At 73.6% G+C, this 16,774-nt stretch carries 16 protein-coding genes; 10 read left to right on the top strand and 6 right to left on the bottom strand.

Annotated elements, in window-relative coordinates:
* Nucleotides 1-39: 39 nt before the first annotated feature.
* The 3 genes from GA0070606_RS12270 to galE all read right to left on the bottom strand — a co-directional run bounded on the left by GA0070606_RS12270 (nt 40) and on the right by galE (nt 3,585).
* Entirely contained in the window at nt 40-1,182 is a 1,143-nt protein-coding gene (locus GA0070606_RS12270; protein WP_176737304.1) for a tetratricopeptide repeat protein, read from the bottom strand.
* Nucleotides 1,183-1,417: 235 nt separating this feature from the next.
* The gene (galK, locus tag GA0070606_RS12265; RefSeq protein WP_091098168.1) at nt 1,418-2,605 is read right to left on the bottom strand and encodes a galactokinase; all 1,188 of its coding nucleotides are present in this window, start codon (nt 2,603-2,605) and stop codon (nt 1,418-1,420) included.
* On the bottom strand, nt 2,602-3,585 hold the full coding sequence (gene galE / locus GA0070606_RS12260) for a UDP-glucose 4-epimerase GalE (protein ID WP_091098164.1): 984 nt from the start codon (nt 3,583-3,585) through the stop codon (nt 2,602-2,604). Before galE ends, galK begins: the two co-directional genes overlap by 4 nt.
* 189 nt (nt 3,586-3,774) lie before the next feature.
* Here galE and GA0070606_RS12255 point away from each other — a divergent pair, with 189 nt between their 5' ends.
* The 7 genes from GA0070606_RS12255 to GA0070606_RS12225 all read left to right on the top strand — a co-directional run bounded on the left by GA0070606_RS12255 (nt 3,775) and on the right by GA0070606_RS12225 (nt 9,269).
* Entirely contained in the window at nt 3,775-4,800 is a 1,026-nt protein-coding gene (locus tag GA0070606_RS12255; RefSeq protein ID WP_091098161.1) for a hemolysin family protein, read from the top strand.
* Between the two features lie 33 nt (nt 4,801-4,833).
* Nucleotides 4,834-5,859, top strand: a complete 1,026-nt coding sequence (trpS, locus tag GA0070606_RS12250; protein ID WP_091098156.1) for a tryptophan--tRNA ligase — start codon at nt 4,834-4,836, stop codon at nt 5,857-5,859.
* Nucleotides 5,860-5,881: 22 nt separating this feature from the next.
* Nucleotides 5,882-6,463 (top strand): 2'-5' RNA ligase family protein, encoded by a 582-nt coding sequence (locus GA0070606_RS12245; protein WP_091098153.1) that lies wholly within the window; start codon nt 5,882-5,884, stop codon nt 6,461-6,463.
* Between the two features lie 193 nt (nt 6,464-6,656).
* Entirely contained in the window at nt 6,657-7,580 is a 924-nt protein-coding gene (locus tag GA0070606_RS12240) for a YihY/virulence factor BrkB family protein (RefSeq protein WP_091098147.1), read from the top strand.
* A gap of 14 nt (nt 7,581-7,594) precedes the next feature.
* Complete coding sequence (locus tag GA0070606_RS12235; RefSeq protein ID WP_245724658.1) at nt 7,595-7,963, top strand: GntR family transcriptional regulator; 369 nt, start codon at nt 7,595-7,597, stop codon at nt 7,961-7,963.
* Between the two features lie 50 nt (nt 7,964-8,013).
* Nucleotides 8,014-8,655, top strand: a complete 642-nt coding sequence (locus tag GA0070606_RS12230) for an SRPBCC family protein (RefSeq protein ID WP_091098140.1) — start codon at nt 8,014-8,016, stop codon at nt 8,653-8,655.
* A gap of 170 nt (nt 8,656-8,825) precedes the next feature.
* Nucleotides 8,826-9,269, top strand: coding sequence for a hypothetical protein (locus tag GA0070606_RS12225; RefSeq protein WP_091098136.1), 444 nt, complete (start codon nt 8,826-8,828; stop codon nt 9,267-9,269).
* 22 nt (nt 9,270-9,291) lie between these two features.
* On the opposite strand, the gene GA0070606_RS12220 is transcribed toward GA0070606_RS12225, so the two are convergent.
* The 3 genes from GA0070606_RS12220 to GA0070606_RS12210 form a co-directional block, all read right to left on the bottom strand.
* Complete coding sequence (locus GA0070606_RS12220) at nt 9,292-9,663, bottom strand: VOC family protein (RefSeq protein ID WP_091098133.1); 372 nt, start codon at nt 9,661-9,663, stop codon at nt 9,292-9,294.
* Between the two features lie 180 nt (nt 9,664-9,843).
* Nucleotides 9,844-11,478, bottom strand: coding sequence for a glycoside hydrolase family 13 protein (locus GA0070606_RS12215; protein WP_091098129.1), 1,635 nt, complete (start codon nt 11,476-11,478; stop codon nt 9,844-9,846).
* Nucleotides 11,479-11,682: 204 nt separating this feature from the next.
* Complete coding sequence (locus GA0070606_RS12210) at nt 11,683-12,777, bottom strand: LacI family DNA-binding transcriptional regulator (RefSeq protein WP_091098126.1); 1,095 nt, start codon at nt 12,775-12,777, stop codon at nt 11,683-11,685.
* A 199-nt stretch (nt 12,778-12,976) separates the two neighbouring features.
* Between GA0070606_RS12210 and GA0070606_RS12205 the strand changes: the two genes are divergently transcribed.
* The 3 genes from GA0070606_RS12205 to GA0070606_RS12195 are packed head-to-tail and all read left to right on the top strand — an operon-like array spanning nt 12,977 to nt 16,763.
* Nucleotides 12,977-14,230 carry a sugar ABC transporter substrate-binding protein gene (locus GA0070606_RS12205; protein WP_091098123.1) on the top strand — a complete coding sequence of 418 codons (1,254 nt, stop codon included), beginning with the start codon at nt 12,977-12,979 and terminating at the stop codon, nt 14,228-14,230.
* The gene (locus tag GA0070606_RS12200) at nt 14,230-15,870 is read left to right on the top strand and encodes an ABC transporter permease subunit (protein WP_091098119.1); all 1,641 of its coding nucleotides are present in this window, start codon (nt 14,230-14,232) and stop codon (nt 15,868-15,870) included. The genes GA0070606_RS12205 and GA0070606_RS12200 overlap by 1 nt, the downstream gene beginning before the upstream one ends.
* Entirely contained in the window at nt 15,867-16,763 is an 897-nt protein-coding gene (locus GA0070606_RS12195; protein WP_091098116.1) for a sugar ABC transporter permease, read from the top strand. The genes GA0070606_RS12200 and GA0070606_RS12195 overlap by 4 nt, the downstream gene beginning before the upstream one ends.
* The last annotated feature ends 11 nt before the right edge of the window (nt 16,764-16,774 follow it).

Genomic DNA, 16,774 nt, shown 5'->3' with positions numbered 1-16,774 from the left:
GACGCCCGCCCGTCGCCCATCGGGCCGACCGCCTTCCGCCTACACGGTCGGCGGTGCCGCGTCGGCGGCCGGCGCCGGTGCGTTCGCGCGGGCCACGAGGCGGGTCCAGATCCGGTAGCCGACCCAGCGGACCATCGGGACGGCCCTGCGCTTGAGCTGCCGCCAGACGCGGAAGGCGAGGATCGCGGCGGCCGGGACCAGCAGCAGCGCGGCCATCCCGCCGGCGGGGGTGTCCCTGCCGGGGGCGAGGCCGCTGACGACCAGCCCGGCCAGCGCCACCGCGGTGAGCGCCAGGCACAGCACGACGGACGCCGAGCCGAGCTGGCGGCGGAGCTGGAGCCGGACCGCGGGCGGCTGCCGGCGCCAGACCGGCAGGATCGCCCCGGCGACGACCGTCAGGAGGGCCGCTGCGACGGCGAGCCGTCCGGGCCGCCCGGCGTCGACCAGCGCGAACAACGCCCAGTGGCCGACGCCGGCCAGCGCCGCCGCGTCGAACAGCCGCCAGCACAGGGCCGCGGTGACCGCCTCGTGCGCCACGGCGGACCCGTGGGCCTGCGGGTCGGCGGTCAGGGCGTCGGAGTATCCCCGGGCGGCGCGGCCGACCCGGTCCCGCGACGCGTCCATCCGCGCCATCAGGGCCAGGGCCGGCTCGTGGGCCGGGTCCAGGACGAGTGCCTGCCGGCACGCCTCCCGCGCCGCGCGGAGCCGGCCCATCCGCAGGTGGATCCGGGCGTCCAGCAGGTGCACGTCGGGGATGTCGCGGCGGATCTGCCGTGCGGTGTCGGCGTGCCGGCGGGCGACCACGACGCGGGTGGGGTTGCCCATGGTCAGCAGCGCCTCGGCGAAGAGCGCGTGGGCCTCCCACGACTGCGGCGCGAGCGCCAGGGCGCGCTGGGCGGCGGCCGCCGCGTATCCGGCCTGCCCGGCTGCCAGCAGGATCCGGGCCTTCTCGGCGAGCAGGTGCTCCTGGGCGCGGGCGACGCCGAGGGCCTGGTCGACCAGGCGCATGGCCGACGCCAGTTGGCCCATCGACCGGTGGCAGCGGGCCAGCGCGACCAGCAACCCGACGTGGTCGGGCTGCTCGGCCAGCGCGTCGCGCAGCACCTGCGCCGCCTCGGCGTGTCGCCCGACGCCGTTGAGGGCCAGCGCCCGCTCCTGCGCCACGATTCCGGCATCGCTCACGTCGTCTCCCTCCCCGTTGGGATCCTCGGCGGGCACAACACCCTACCGACCGTCGTGACCGGACGGTCAGGCTGGTGCGGAGCGGGTGCGGGGCCGGCAGCCGCCGCCGGCGGGGCTCGCCCGCCGGGACGCCGTGGCCGCCCCGGCACCGCCCGCACGGGGTTCCGCTGTGGGAAGCCGTGGTCGCCCCGGGACCCCACGGCGTTGCCCGCGTGGGTGCCTGCCGGTCGTGCGCTCAGTCGAGCCGGGTCGCCCCCGGGCCGGGCAGGACGGTGACGTGGCCGGGCGCGGCGAAGCCGCGTTCGGCGTACGCGGCCGTGACGGCGGCGGCGACCGTCTCGGCGCGGCCGGCGTCGACCAGGGCGAGGACGCAGCCGCCGAAGCCGCCGCCGGTCATCCGCGCGCCGAGCGCACCGGCCGACAGGGCCGCCTCGACGGCCGTGTCGACCTCCGGCACGGTGATCTCGAAGTCGTCGCGCATCGAGGCGTGCGAGGCGGTGAGCAGCGGGCCGATCTCGCGTACGCTGCCGGCGCGCAGCAGGGCGACGGTGTCGAGCACCCGCTGGTCCTCGGTGACCACGTGCCGCACCCGGCGGCGGGTCTCCGCGTCGTCGAGCCGGGCCAGCGCGTCGGGCAGCCCGTCGACGGGTACGTCGCGCAGGGCGGGCACGCCGAGCAGCCCGGCCGCCGCCTCGCAGGAGGCGCGGCGGGCGGAGTATTCGCCGTCGGCGTGCCGGTGCGGGGCCCGGCTGTCGACCACCAGCACGGCCAGGCCGGCGGCGTCCAGGTCGAACGGGACGTGCTCGACCGACTCGTCGCGGCAGTCCAGGAAGAGCGCGTGGCCGGCGCGGCAGCGGATCACGGCCGACTGGTCCATGATCCCGGTCGGCGCGCCGACGTAGGCGTTCTCGGCGCGCTGGGCCAACCGGGGCTGCCGCTCGGGGGGCAGGTCCAGCCCGCCGAGGTCGACCAGGGCGGCCAGCACGGCGGCCTCCAGCGCCGCCGAGGAGGACAGGCCGGAGCCGAGCGGCACGTCGGAGGCGATGGCCAGCCGGGCGCCGGGCACCGCGTGCCCGGCCTCCCGCAGCGCCCAGACCACCCCGGCCACGTACGCGCCCCAACCGGTGACCCGGCCGGGCGCGGCGACCTCGTCGGCGCCGAAGTCGATCGTCTCGCCGGACAGCTCGGACCAGACCGTCCAGCGCTGCCCGGGCCGACCCGCGGCGGCTGCCACGGTGCGCAGCGGCAGGGCGAAGGGGAGCACGAAGCCGTCGTTGTAGTCGGTGTGCTCGCCGATCAGGTTGGCCCGGCCGGGAGCCGCCCAGCGGCCGGCGGGCTCCCCGCCGTACGCCGAGCGGAAGCCGGCGGTGGCGCGGGCCGCGACGTCGGTCGCCGGCCTCCCGGGGCGCGCGAGGTCGGTCACCGGCGTTCCAGGACGTGCGTGCGGTAGAAGGCCCAGGCGTCGCCGACCATGTCGTGCAGGGTCGGCTTTCGCGGCACCCAGCCCAGCTCCTCGCGGGCCAGCGCCGACGAGGCGACCAGCTCGGCGGGGTCGCCCTCGCGGCGCGGGGCCACCTCGACCGGCACCGGCTGCCCGGTGACCTCGCGGACCACGTCGACCACCTGACGGTTGGTGAAGCCGTTGCCGTTGCCCAGGTTGTAGATCCGGTGCTGGCCGGCGGTCGCCGCGTCGAGCGCCAGCAGGTGGGCGCGGGCCAGGTCGGCGACGTGGATGTAGTCGCGCACGCAGGTGCCGTCGACGGTGGGGTAGTCGTCGCCGAAGAGCTGGAGCTTCTCGCGTCGGCCGGCGGCCACCTCCAGGGCGATCGGGATCAGGTGGGTCTCCGGGTCGTGCCGCTCGCCGAGCGCGACGTCGCCGTCGAGGTGCGCCCCGGCGACGTTGAAGTAGCGCAGCGAGACGGCGGCGAGGCCGTGGGCGATCGCCTCGGAGGTGAGCGCCATGTCGACGGCGAGCTTGGTGGCCCCGTACGTGTTGGTGGGGGCCTTCACGGCGGTCTCCGGGATCGGCAGCTCGGTGGGGTTGCCGTAGACCGCGGCGGTGGAGGAGAAGACCAGCCGGGGCACGCCGGCGGCGCGGACGGCGTCGATCAGGGCGATGGTGCCGACGGTGTTGGTGTGCCAGTAGAGCTCGGGCCTGACCATCGACTCGCCGGCGGCGATGAGGGCGGCGAAGTGCAGCACGCCGTCGAAGCCGGCCTGCGGGGTGAGCACCCGGGCGGCGTCGTGGACCGGGGCGTCGACGTGCGTGGCGTCGGGCGCGAGCGCCTCCCGGTGACCGGTGCGCAGGTCGTCGAGGACCACCACCTCGTGGCCGGCGTCGAGCAGCATCCGGGTCACCACGCTGCCGATGAAGCCGGCGCCGCCGGTGACGAGCAGTTTCACGTCGGTCTCCTCCCGCCCGGCCGCCCGGTCGCGACCCGTGTCGTGATCACCCTAAGGCCGGTCGCGGTGCTCCCGCCCGCCGTCGACGCGCACCCGGCCGCGCCCTCGCCATTCCACCACAACCTCTCACGATCGAACAGAGGCGAACATCGCGCGCCGGGCGGCCCCGGGCTGTCTACCATCACTGTCATGCGGGAGGCGGGTGGTCCCGGGCTGCGTCGACGCGCCCGGAATCGGCCGCGCCGCGAGCCCGGCCCGCTGGCCCGGGCCGTCGCCCGGATCGTCGTCCGCGCCGCCGACGGCGCCACCCGCGCGGTGACGGCCCTGCTCGGCGCCAGCCCGGCCGCCGGCCGGGAACGGATCAGCGAGGCGGAGCTGCGCGACCTGGTGGCCGCCAACACCCTGCTCGACCCGTTCGAACGCCGGATCATCGACGAGGTGCTGGTCGCCGGCGCGAGCCTGGTCCGCGAGGTGATGATGCCCCGCACCGAGGTGGTCTTCCTCTCCGCCCGGCTGACCATCGCCGAGGCGGAACGGCTGGTCCGGGCCGAGACGCACACCCGCTACCCGGTCGTCGACGGCACCCACGACGACGTGGTGGGCTTCGTGCACCTGCGCGACGTGCTGCTCCGCCCCGACCTCGACCCCTGCACCACGGTCGGCGAGCTGACCCGCGAGGTGAAGCGGCTGCCCGGCAGCAAGCGGGTGCTCGCCGCGCTCAGCGAGATGCGCCGGGAACGCCACCACCTCGCCGTGGTGGTCGACGAGTACGGCGGCACCGCCGGCATCGTCACCCTGGAGGACCTGATCGAGGAGCTGATCGGGGAGATCCACGACGAGTACGACACCGCCCCCGACCCGGTGCACGCCGGCCTGCCCGCCGTGGTGGACGGCCGGCTCAACCTCGCCGACTTCGCCGAGCGCACCGGCGTGACGCTGCCGACCGGGCCGTACGAGACGGTGGGCGGCTTCGTGATGGCGGCGCTGGGGCGGCTCCCGGTCCCCGGCGACGAGGTGCCCGTGACCGGCGGCCCGGCCGACGGCGGCGGCCCGGAACCCGGCGCCCCGCCCGGTGGCTGGCTGCTGCGGGTGCACACGCTGGAGGGGCGCCGGGTGGCCCGGCTCACCGTCTCCGCCGTGCGCGTGCCCGAGCCCCGGCGCGAGGCCACCACCCGCACGCCGGTGGGTCGGAGCCGACCCGCCGGCCCGTCATGACGTACGCCGGGGGTTGCTGACAGAATTGCCGTCATGTCCGACGTTCCCGCCCGCCCCCGCGTCTTCTCCGGCATCCAGCCGACGGCCGACTCGTTCCACCTCGGCAACTACCTCGGCGCGGTGCGGCACTGGGTGGCCCTGCAGGACACCCACGACGCCTACTACTGCGTCGTCGACCTGCACGCGATCACCGCCGGGCACGACCCGAAGGTGCTCACCCAACGGTCCCGGCTGGCCGCCGCGCAGTTGTTCGCCGTGGGCCTCGACCCGGAGCGCAGCACGCTCTTCGTCCAGTCGCAGGTGCCGGAGCACCCGATGCTCGCCTGGGTGCTGGGCTGCCTCACCGGCTTCGGCGAGGCGAGCCGGATGACCCAGTTCAAGGACAAGTCGCAGAAGCAGGGCGGCGAGCGGGCGAGCGTCGGCCTGTTCACCTATCCGATCCTCCAGGCCGCCGACATCCTGCTCTACCAGGCGAACGCCGTGCCGGTGGGCGAGGACCAGCGCCAGCACCTGGAGCTCTCCCGCGACCTGGCCCAGCGGTTCAACTCGCTGTTCGGGCAGACCTTCACCGTGCCCGCGCCGCACATCGTCAAGGACACCGCGAAGATCACCGACCTGCAGGACCCGACGGCGAAGATGTCGAAGTCGTCGTCCTCGCCCGCCGGCATCATCGACCTGCTGGAGGATCCGGCCCGCTCGGCCAAGAAGATCCGCTCGGCGGTCACCGACACCGGGCGGGAGATCGTCTTCGACAGCGAGACCAAGGCCGGCGTCTCCAACCTGCTCACCATCTACTCCGCGCTCAGCGGGCGGAGCATCGACGACCTGGTGGCCGCGTACGCCGGCAAGGGCTACGGCGACCTGAAGAAGGACCTCGCCGAGGTGGTTCGGGAGTTCGTCACGCCGATCCAGGAGCGCACCCGGACCTACCTCGACGACCCGGCGCAGCTGGACAAGCTGCTCGCCGCCGGCGCCGAGAAGGCCCGCGTGGTCGCCTCGGCGACGCTGCGCGCCGTCTACGAGCGGGTCGGCTTCTTCCCGCCGGTGCGCGGCGAGTAGCGCCGCGACGCGACGGGTGAGGGTGGACAGGTCGGTGGCCGGAGGGGTGGCGCGCAGCGTGGATCGCAGGGACGGGGCGCCGGAGGCCGGCGACACCATCCAGATCGGCATCGCGGTGGACATCCCGGAGCCGTGGGGCGGCCTGCTCACCCGACGCCGGGTCGAGGCCGGCGACCCGCAGGTCGTGCCCGCGCACGTGACCCTGCTCGGGCCGACCGAGATCCCGGTGGCGGCGCTGCCGGCGGTGGAGCGGCACCTCACCGCGGTGGCCGCCGCCCACCTGCCGTTCACCCTGCACCTGCGCGGCACCGGCACCTTCCGGCCGGTGACCCAGGTGGTCTTCGTGGCCGTGGCCGCCGGGATCAGCGAGTGCGAGCTGCTCGCCGCCGCGATCAGCGCCGCCCCGGAGCTGCGCCGCGAGGCGCGCTTCCCGTACCACCCGCACGTCACCGTCGCGCAGGACGTCGCGCCGGAGGCGCTCGACCGGGCGTACGAGGACCTGGCCGACTTCTCCGCGATGTTCGAGGTGGAGGCGTTCACCCTCTTCTCGCACAGCGGGGAGACCCGGTGGCAGCCGCGCCGGGACTTCCGGCTGGGCGGCTGACTCCCGCCGCCGCCGTGGCGACCGGTGCCGGCGGAGCCGCCGGGTCACCGCCGCACGGTCACGTGGTCCGAGCCGCCGCCGGCGCGCGGCGACCGGTGCCGGCGACGCGATCGGTGCCGGCGACGCGCCGGGCCGGCGAGGGCCGACGGCCGGTTGCCCGCCCCGGCGGCGGGAGATCGGCGAGGATGACGGCGTGAACGCGTGGGGCCGCATCGAGGCGGGCATCGACCGACGGATCAGCGCCGCGCGCCGCCGGTCCGCCGCGGTCGACCACCTGTGGCGGGCCGGCGTGCTCTACAACGACCTGCTGGGCGGGCGACTGGCCGCCGCAATCGCGTACTACGGCTTCTTCGCGGTGTTCGCGCTGGCGCTGGTCGCGTACTCGATCTTCGGGGCCATCCTGGAGGACAACGACGAGGTCAGCGCCGCCGCCGCCGACTTCCTGCGGGAGAACCTGCCGTTCCTGGACCCCGTGCAGATCGCCGAGAGCAGCGGCACGGTCGGGGTGGTCGGCCTGATCATCCTGGGCTTCACCGGCATCGGCTGGGTGGAGGCCATCCGCTCCTCGCAGCGGCTGATGTACGGGCTCAACCAGCAGCCCGGGAACCTGGTGATCCGCCGCCTGGTCGACCTCGGGGTGCTGCTCGTCGTCTTCGTGCTGCTCGGCGTCTCGGTGGCGGCGGTGGACGCGCTGGAGTCGCTGCTGCGGTTCATGCTGCGCAGCACCGGCTCGGTCGGCCTGACCACGGTCAGCGCGGTGCTCAGCGTGCTGGTCAACGCGGTGCTCGCCACCCTGCTGCTGGTGGCGGTGCCGCGGCTGCGGATGAGCCGGTCCCGGCTGCGCCCGGTGGTGCTGCTCGTCGCCGTCGGCATCACGCTGCTGAACACCGTCGGGCGGTACTACGTGGTGCGCACCGAGCGGAACCCGGCGTACACCGTGGTGGCCGGCGCGGTGGGGCTGCTGCTCTACCTCTACCTGCTCAACCAGCTGGTGCTCTTCGGCGCGGCGCTCGCCGCCACCAGCCGGCGCGGCCGCGTGGTGGACCTGGCGGAGGGTCCGGCGCCGGCCGACCTCGACGCGGACACGGATCCCGGCACCCCGGGCGGGGCCGGATGAACGGGGGAGCGGGCGTGCGGATCTCGGTCGACCAGGGCTCGGCGGTGCCGCCGTACGAGCAGGTGCGCGGGCAGCTCGCGGAGCTGATCGGGACGGGCCGGCTGGCGGTCGGCACCCGGCTGCCGACGGTGCGGCAGTTCGCGGCGGACCTCGGGCTGGCGGCCAACACCGTGGCGCGGGCCTACCGGGAGCTGGAGGCGGCCGGTCTGCTGGAGACCCGGGGCCGGCACGGCACTTTCGTCGCACCCGGCCGCGATGATGCGGTGGACCGGTTGCAGCGGGCGGCGGCCGACTACGCCGCCGAGGCCGCCCGGTTGGGAGTGCCGCCGTCGGCGGCGCTCGCCCTGGTCCGCGCGGCGCTCGACGCGGCGCGCCCGGGCTGACGACGCGGCGGAAGACCCCGGCCGCCGCCCACGACGGCAGGAGGAGAGCGATGGCCGAAGCGCGGACGACCGCAGTCGAGACGACGGTGGCCGCGACCGCCGAGCGGGTCTGGTCGGCGCTGACCGAGCCGGGCCGGATCTCGCAGTGGTTCGGCTGGGAGCACGAGGGTCTGGCCGACGAGATCCGGTTCATCTTCGTCGACCATGCCCGACCCACCCCGCCGGACCGCATCGGGATGGCCGGCGGCCAGGAGATCCAGCTGGTCGGCGATGGCGACCGCACGCGGCTGCGGGTGGTCCTGCCCCCGCCGGGCGGCGGCGAGCCGTGGGACGCGATCGCGGAGGGCTGGCGCACCTTCTTCGAGCAGCTTCGCTTCCTGCTGGAGCGGCGGCCGTCGGGGCGACGGCGCACCGTCCACCTGACGGGCGCCGCGACCGGCGCGCAGGCCCTCGCCGCGCTCGACGCGGCGGGCCCGGCCGAGCGCTGGCACGACAGCCCGCGCCAGCGCATCGTCGTCGACGCCGGGGGCAGGCTGATCGGGGTGGCCGCCGGCGCGCCGCTGGGCAGCAGCGCCGACGTGTCACCCGTCAGCCTGACGGTCAGCGCCTACGGCGTGGACGAGGCCGAGCTCGACCGGCTGCGCCGGGAGTGGTCCGACCGCTGGCAGGCCGCGGTCGCCGCCGCCGGCTGACCGCCCCCGCTCCGGCGGACCTGGTGGCCGCCGCGATCGGTCCGGCGGGCCTCTGCGGCTGCCGGGGGCCGTCTGCGGAAGGTGGGTCCCCGGGATCGGTCCCGCCCCCGGGGCCGGTGATTGGGCCGAATGCCGCCCACGTTTGCGGCGGGACGGACGATGATGGGCGCGTGGGCGCACTCGTGACACTGGACCTGCCGGACGACTCGCCGATGCTCGGCCTGCCCTGGATCATCACCTTCGGGCCGCTCGGCGACGCCGACGAGTGGGAACCGGTGGTCTGCGGTCCCTACGAGCGGCCGCACGCCCTCGCGCTCGCTGAGGCGGTGGTCGCCGAGGAGCAGTTGATGGCGGTGGTCGAGCCCCTGCTGCCGGCGGTGTCGGCGGAGGAGATCCGGAACGAGATCGCCGCGGCGCAGGTGGCCGCCGAGGACGAGACGGCGCGGATCGAGGAGGCCGACCTCTACGGCGACTTCGAGGACACCATCGACGACGAACTGGAGGCGGCGGCCGCGGAGGACCACCCCGCCGAGCCGCTCGCCCCGCCCAGCGAGGCCGAGCTGCGGGCCGGCTTCAGCCGCATCGCCGCGAAGCTGACCGGCGGGTCTGCCTGAGCGGACGGGCCCGTCCGAGGGCTCAGGGACGGACGGGGGGTCGGTGCAGCACGCAGAACTCGTTGCCCTCCGGGTCGGCGAGCACGTCGAGGCCCTCGTCGCCGCGCTGTCCCACGTCGGCGCGCCGGGCGCCGAGCCCGATCAGCCGGCGCACCTCGTCGGCCGGGTCGCCGTCGGCGACGAGGTCCAGGTGCAGCCGGTTCTTGCCGTGCTTCGGGGTGCCGGAGCCCTGCAACCAGACCGTCGGGGCCTCCACGGTCCCGTCCGGCGGGCAGAGCTTCGCGCTGCCGTCGCCGCCCGCGTGGACGGCGTAGCCGAGGGCCGCCGACCAGAAGCCGGCCATCAGGTCGAGGTCGACGACGTCGAGGGTGTACTGCGTGACGCGAACCACCATGGAGGCGTCGTACCCGCGCGGGCCGGGCGCGACACCCGTCCCCGATGGACGCCGGCGCCCCGGGGAGCGGACTCCCCGAGGCGCCGACGCCACCTCACCCCCCACCACAAGGGGTCGGTTGCCCGGTCGCCCGTCGGCGCGGGGCACAACGGACGACCAGGTCGATGACGGGTTACCCGTTCAGCGCCGTTCGAACCAGGCGGCCGCGTCGACCGGGAGCAGGTGGCCGGAGCCCTGCCCGGTGAGCGGCTCGCTGGCGGCGATCGGTTCGCCGTACCCGTCGATCAGGGCCGGGGCACCGCTGATGTTGACCACGCAGGTCAGCACGGTGTCGCCGGCGGCGCGGCTGAAGGCGAGCACACCCGGCTCGGTCTCCAGCCAGGTGACCCCGCCCGCGTCGGCGGCCAGGGCCGGGTGCTCGTGGCGGATCCGCAGGGCGGTGCGGTAGAGCTCCAGCGTCGAGCCCGGCACGCCGGTCTGGGCGGCGACCGAGAGGCCGCGCCAGGTCGCGGGGGCCGGCAGCCAGCTCAGCTCGCTGCCGGCCGGCCCGAAGCCGTACGGGGCCAGCTCGCCGCTCCACGGGATCGGCACCCGGCAGCCGTCGCGGCTCTCGCCGGTGCGCAGGAACGCCGGGTCCTGGCGCAGCTCGTCCGGCAGGTCGAGCACCTCCGGCAGGCCCAGCTCCTCGCCCTGGTAGACGTAGGCGCAGCCGGGCAGGGCGAGCATCAGCAGGGTGGCCGCCCGCGCCCGGCGCAGCCCCTCCGCGCCGTCGCCGTAGCGGGTGACGTGCCGCTGCTTGTCGTGGTTGGAGAGCACCCAGGTGGTCGGCGCGCCGACGATTGTCGACTCGGCCAGCGCGGTGTCGATGACCTTGCGGAACGAGTCGGCCGACCAGGTCGCGTCGAGGAAGTCGAAGCTGAACGCCTGGTGCAGCTCGTCCGGGCCGATGTAGCGGGCGAGGCGCTGCGGGGTCTCGGCCCACGCCTCGGCGACCGCCATCCGGCCGCCCGGGTAGCTGTCCAGGATCGGCCGCCAGGCGCGGTAGATGTCGTGCACCTCGTCCTGGTCGAAGTAGGGGAGCCGGCCCTTGCCGAGCAGTTCCACCTGGCGCTGGCCGGTGGTCATCGTGCTGAAGCCGACGTCCGGCAGCCCTTCGGCCTTGATCATGCCGTGCGCCACGTCGATCCGGAAGCCGTCCACGCCCCGGTCCAGCCAGAAGCGCAGGATGTCCTCGAACTCGGCCCGGACCTCGGGGTGGCGCCAGTTCAGGTCCGGCTGGGCCGGGTCGAACAGGTGCAGGTACCACTGGCCGTCGTCGACCCGCGTCCAGGCGGGACCGCCGAAGATGCTCTCCCAGTCGTTGGGCGGCTGCTCGCCGTCGGCGCCCCGGCCGTCGGCGAAGAGGTAGCGCTCGCGCTCGGCGGAGCCCGGGCCGGCGGCCAGCGCCGCCTGGAACCACGGATGCCGGTCGGAGGTGTGGTTGGGCACCAGGTCGACGATGATCCGCAGGCCGAGCGCGTGCGCGTCGGTGATCATCGCGTCGAAGTCGGCCAGGGTGCCGAACATGGGGTCGACGTCGCGGTAGTCGGCCACGTCGTATCCGCCGTCGACCATGGGCGAGGTGTAGAAGGGGGTCAGCCAGAGTGCGTCCACGCCGAGGTCACGCAGGTAGGGCAGCCGCTCGCGGATGCCCTGCAGGTCGCCGATCCCGTCGCCGTCGGAGTCGGCGAAGCTGCGGACGTAGACCTGGTAGACGACCGCGGAGCGCCACCAGTCGTCGTCGGCGGTCGTCGGCGTGGGGTTGCTGACGGTCATCGGAGGCGGTTCCCCGTTTCTGTGGGCGCGTGGGACGGCGGCACCCGGTGCGGTGCGGGTGTGCGGCGCGGTTTGTCTGAGCAGGATGCCGCCCGAATACTGCAAGAGTCAAGCATTTCTTGCGCAAGGAATGACGTCGGTCACGCCCTGCACCCGCCCGAAATCTCCCGGCCCGCGGAGCGCGGGATCGGCCGGCGGGCGGGTTCAGGCCGGCACGGCGAGTGCGGGCGGCGCCGGGCGCTGCCGGTGCGGACCGTCGCCGCCGCGGGCCGGGCGGGACCCACCCGCCGGGGCGACCGCGGTGGAGCCGCGCACCACCAGCTCCGGGCGGAACACGTACTCCGAGTGCGGGGCCGCGTGCCCGTTGATCTCGTCGACCAGGGCCCGCACGGCGGCGACCGCCATCGCGGCCACCGGCTGGCGCATGGTGGTCAGCGGCGGATCGGTGAAGGCCATCAGCGGGGAGTCGTCGTAGCCGACCACCGAGAGGTCCGCCGGCACGGAAAGGCCGCGCTGCCGGGCGGCCCGGATCGCGCCGAGCGCCATCAGGTCCGAGCCGCAGACGATGCCGGTGACGCCGCGCTCCAGCAGCCGCGCGGCGGCCGCCTCGCCGCCCTCCACGCCGAAGAGGGAGAGTTCGGCCAGCTCGCCGAGGTCCGCCTCGGTCGCGCCGGCCAGCCGGGCCATCGCGGCCCGGAAGCCGGCCACCCGGCGCTGCACCGGCACGAACCGGTCCGGGCCGGTGATCAGGCCGATGCGGCGGTGCCCGAGCGCCACCAGGTGGGCCACGGCCAGCTCGGTGGCCTCGCCGTCGTCGCAGGAGACGAACGGCGCGGGGATGCCCGGCGCGTACCCGTTGATCATCACGATGGGCAGCGGGCGGGCGAGCAGGGCCCGGTACCGGTCGTGGTTGGCGGCGGTGTCGGCGTGCAGGCCGGAGACGAAGACGATCCCGGAGACCTGCCGGTCCAGCAGCATCTCGACGTACTCGTCCTCGGTGACGCCGCCCGGGGTCTGGGTGCACAGCACGGGGGTGAACCCGCTCTGCGCCAGCGTGGACTCGATAACCTGCGCGAACGCGGGGAAGATCGGGTTGTCCAGTTCGGGGACCACCAGGCCCACCAGGCCGGCGCTGCGCTTGCGCAGCCGGGCCGGGCGCTCGTAGCCGAGCACGTCGAGGGCGGTCAGGACGGCCTGCCGGGTCTCGGGGGCCACTCCCGGGCGGTCGTTGAGCACCCGCGACACCGTGGCCTCGCTGACTTCGGCCTGTTGGGCGATGTCGGACAGTCGAGCGCGCATGGCCCGCACTTTAGCTCACCGGCAAGTTCTTGCGTACACTTCTGCAAGCCCTTCCATTCTCTGAAACCCCTTGCTAACGTCCCCGCAACACGCGAGAGCAGCGGCGCAGCACGCCGGGCGCCGGTTGGCAACAAATTTTCAGAGGTTTCCACTGGCGGGTCGCCCTCCCCCGCGGGCCGCCATGACGACAGGAGTACCGATGCGCATCCGTACCGCGGGTGTGGTCGCCGTCCTCGGCCTGGCGCTCGCCGCGTCGGGCTGCGGCAGCGACAGCAACGACGAGCCGGCCGCGAAGGAATCCACCAAGGCCGCCACCGGCGGCAAGCTGGTGATCTGGGCCGACGACAAGCGGGCGGCCGCCCTCAAGCCGTTCGGCGAGAAGTTCGGCCAGGAGAACGGCGTCACGGTCGAGGTCCAGGCCGTCTCCAAGGATCTCCAGACCAACTTCGTCACCGCCTCGCAGCAGGGCAGCGGCCCGGACGTCGTGGTCGGCGCGCACGACTGGATCGGCAACCTCGTCCAGAACGGCGCCATCGACCCGGTCCAGCTCGCCGCCGAGCAGAAGAGCGCCTTCAACGAGACCGCCGTCAAGGCCGTGACCTTCAACGGCCAGCTCTACGGCGTGCCCTACGCCATGGAGAACCTGGCGCTGATCCGCAACACCGAGCTGGCCCCCGAGGCGCCGAAGACCATCGAAGAGCTGGTCACCGCCGGCAAGAAGCTCAAGGCCGAGAAGAAGGTCAGCGAGATCCTCTGCCTCCAGTCCGGCCAGAACGGCGACGCGTACCACATCTACCCGCTCTACACCTCGGCCGGCGGCTACCTCTTCGGCACCGCCGCCAACGGCGACTACGACCCGAAGGACCTGGGCGTGGGCAAGCCGGAGTCGATCGCGGCGTTCCAGAAGATCGCCAAGCTGGGTGAGAAGGGCGAGGGTGCGCTGAAGCGCTCCATCACCGGCGAGAACTCCATCGCCACCTTCACCGGCAAGAAGTGCGCCTACCTGGTCTCCGGCCCGTGGGCCATCGCGGACGCCAAGAAGGCCAACATCAAGTACGACATCTCCCCGGTCCCCGGCTTCGCCGGTGGCAAGGAGGCCCAGCCGTTCGTGGGCGTCCAGTCCTTCTACGTCGCGGCCAAGGGGCAGAACAAGGCCCTGGCCCAGGAGTTCGTGGCCAACCACGTCACCACCCCCGAGCTGGCCGTGGCGCTCTACAACGCCGAGCCCCGTCCGCCGGCGCTGACCGCCGCGCTCGACCAGGTCAAGGGCAGTGACCCGGACCTGGCCAAGTTCCAGGAGGCCGGCAAGAACGGCCAGGTGCTCCCGGCGATCCCGGCCATGGCCGCGATCTGGGACCCGTTCGGCAAGGCGGAGGCCGCCATCATCGGCGGTGCCGACCCGGCCAAGACGATCACCGCAGCCGGTAAGACGATCTCCGGCCAGATCAAGTAATGAGTACGTCGTCGTCCGGCCCGGGTGCTGCCACGCAGTCCCCGGGCCGGGGGCCCGTACGGTCCGGGTCCCCGCGCAAGTCCCGTACCGCGCGGAACCACGCGCCGACCACGCTGACCGGCCTGCTCGTCAAGGTGGTCCTGCTCGGCCTCGTGGCCGGGATCGCGGTCTGGGCGGCCTTCCCGCTCATCGAGGCCGAGCTCTGGGTCGGGCTGGCGATCCTGCTGGCGACCACCGCCGGACTCTTCTACCTCTACCTGAGCCCCCGCCGCATTCCCGCCAAGTACCTGGTCCCGGGCACGCTCTTCCTGGTGGCGTTCCAGATCATCCCGGTGCTCTACACCGCGAGCACCGCGTTCACGAACTTCGGCGACGGCCACCGTGGCAGCAAGGACGACGCCATCGTCGCCATCCAGAGCGGCTCGGTGAAGCAGGTCCCCGGCTCGATCCAGTACCCGCTGACCGTCGCCACCAAGGGCGACCCCGCCACCGGCGAGCTGGTCTTCCTGATCACCGACCCGCAGACGAACACGGTCTCCGTCGGCGACACCGAGGGCCTGCGCCCGCTCGGCGCCAACAGCGTCACCGTCGCGCCGGGCGGCAAGGTCACCGCCGCCGACGGCTACCAGATCCTCAACTTCGGCGAGGCCAGCAACCGGAGCAAGGACATCACCGACCTGGTGGTGCCGACCTCCGGGGGCGCGCTGCGCTCGTCCGGCCTGTCGCGCGCCTACGAGGGCAAGGCGGTCCGGGCGTACGACGCGGGCTGCGACTGCATCCGCGACAGCGAGACCGGGAAGACCTGGACCGCCGACGGGAAGGTCGGCTCCTTCGTCGCCGCCGACGGCGAGACACTGGCCCAGGGCTGGCAGGTCAACGTCGGGCTGCGCAACTTCACCAGCGTGCTCACCGACCCGGCCATCTCCGGCCCGTTCTTCGGCACGCTGATCTGGAACTTCGCCTTCGCGCTCGGCTCCACCGGCTTCACCTTCCTGCTCGGCATGGGCGTCGCGCTCGCGCTGCACTCACCCCGGATGCGGGGCACGAACTTCTACCGGGTGCTGCTGATCCTGCCCTACGCCATGCCGTCCTTCGCGATGCTGCTGGTCTGGCGGGACATGTTCAACACCGACTTCGGCCTGATCAACAACCTCTTCGGGCTGGGGGTGGACTGGTTCGGTGAGACCTGGTCGGCCCGGCTCGCGGTGCTGCTCGTGCAGCTCTGGCTCGGCTACCCGTACATGTTCCTGGTGACCACCGGGGCGTTGCAGGCCATCCCGCGCGAGCTGACCGAGGCCACCTCGGTCGACGGGGCGTCGCCGTTCCAGTCGTTCCGCGCGGTCACCATGCCGCTGCTGCTGGTGGCGATCTCGCCGCTGCTGATCGCGTCGTTCGCGTACAACTTCAACAACTTCAACGCGATCCAGTTCGTCACCGAGGGCGGACCGTTCCCGGCGGACAACCCGACGGCCGGCGCCACCGACCTGCTGATCACCTACACCTACCGGCTGGCCTTCGGCGCCCAGGGCGCCGAGTACGGCCTGGCCGCCGCTGTCTCGATCTTCATCTTCGCGATCGTGGCGACGGTCTCGGCGATCAGCTTCTCCCGGACCCGCAAGCAGGAGGAGGTGTACTCGTGAGCACCCGCACCGAAGCGCCCGTCGCCAACCGCAACGCGACCGGACGGCGGAACCGCTGGTTCGCCCAGGTGGGATGGCGGCACCTGGTCGGCGTCCTGGCGGTGGCGTTCAGCCTCTTCCCGATCCTGTTCGTCGTCTCGGCGGCGCTCAACCCGCTCGGCACGCTCTCCTCCACGGAGCTGGTGCCGACCGGCGCCTCGCTGGAGAACTTCACCAACCTCTTCGAGCGGACCGCCTTCGGCCGCTGGTTCCTCAACTCGCTGCTCCTGGCAGGGGTGGCCAGCTTCGCGTCGATCTTCCTGTCGGCGCTGGCGGCGTACGCCTTCTCCCGGATGCGGTTCGCCGGCCGCCGGGTCGGGCTGCTCTCCCTGCTGCTGATCCAGATGTTCCCGCAGTTCCTGGCGATCGTGGCGATCTTCCTGATCTTCACGAAGGTCACCGAACTGTGGCCGGTGATCGGCTTCAACACCCCGTGGGGCCTCTTCCTGCTCTACATGGGCGCCGCCCTCGGCGCGAACACCTGGCTGATGAAGGGCTTCTTCGACACGCTGCCGAAGGAGCTGGACGAGTCCGCCACCATGGACGGCGCCTCGCACGCCCAGGTCTTCTTCCGGATCATGCTGCCGCTGGTGGCGCCGATCCTGGCGGTGACCGGCCTGCTCGCCTTCATCGGTTCGATCAACGAGTTCGTGATCGCCAACGTGTTCCTCACGAACACCAACTCGAAGACCCTCGCGGTCGGCATGTTCGGGCTGGTGGCCGGCGAGCGCAACAACAACTTCGGGATCTTCGCGGCGGGCACCCTGCTCACCGCCGTCCCGACGGTGCTGGTGTTCCAACTCCTCCAGCGCTACATCGTCAACGGCCTCACGGCCGGGGCGGTCAAAGGATAAGGCGGACAGGT

The sequence above is a fragment of the Micromonospora citrea genome (genome assembly GCF_900090315.1).
GTDB lineage: Bacteria > Actinomycetota > Actinomycetes > Mycobacteriales > Micromonosporaceae > Micromonospora > Micromonospora citrea.
Note: the sequence above shows the minus strand (reverse complement) of the source record. Positions and strands in the feature narration are given on the sequence as shown.

Bases quoted from the DNA above. Each gene is read 5' to 3' on its own strand.
- GA0070606_RS12205 (WP_091098123.1), top strand. From the start codon at position 12,977: ATGCGCATCCGTACCGCGGGTGTGGTCGCCGTCCTCGGCCTGGCGCTC.
- GA0070606_RS12255 (WP_091098161.1), top strand. From the start codon at position 3,775: ATGCGGGAGGCGGGTGGTCCCGGGCTGCGTCGACGCGCCCGGAATCGG.
- GA0070606_RS12215 (WP_091098129.1), bottom strand. From the start codon at position 11,478: ATGACCGTCAGCAACCCCACGCCGACGACCGCCGACGACGACTGGTGG.
- GA0070606_RS12220 (WP_091098133.1), bottom strand. From the start codon at position 9,663: ATGGTGGTTCGCGTCACGCAGTACACCCTCGACGTCGTCGACCTCGAC.
- trpS (WP_091098156.1), top strand. From the start codon at position 4,834: ATGTCCGACGTTCCCGCCCGCCCCCGCGTCTTCTCCGGCATCCAGCCG.
- GA0070606_RS12230 (WP_091098140.1), top strand. From the start codon at position 8,014: ATGGCCGAAGCGCGGACGACCGCAGTCGAGACGACGGTGGCCGCGACC.
- GA0070606_RS12200 (WP_091098119.1), top strand. From the start codon at position 14,230: ATGAGTACGTCGTCGTCCGGCCCGGGTGCTGCCACGCAGTCCCCGGGC.
- GA0070606_RS12210 (WP_091098126.1), bottom strand. From the start codon at position 12,777: ATGCGCGCTCGACTGTCCGACATCGCCCAACAGGCCGAAGTCAGCGAG.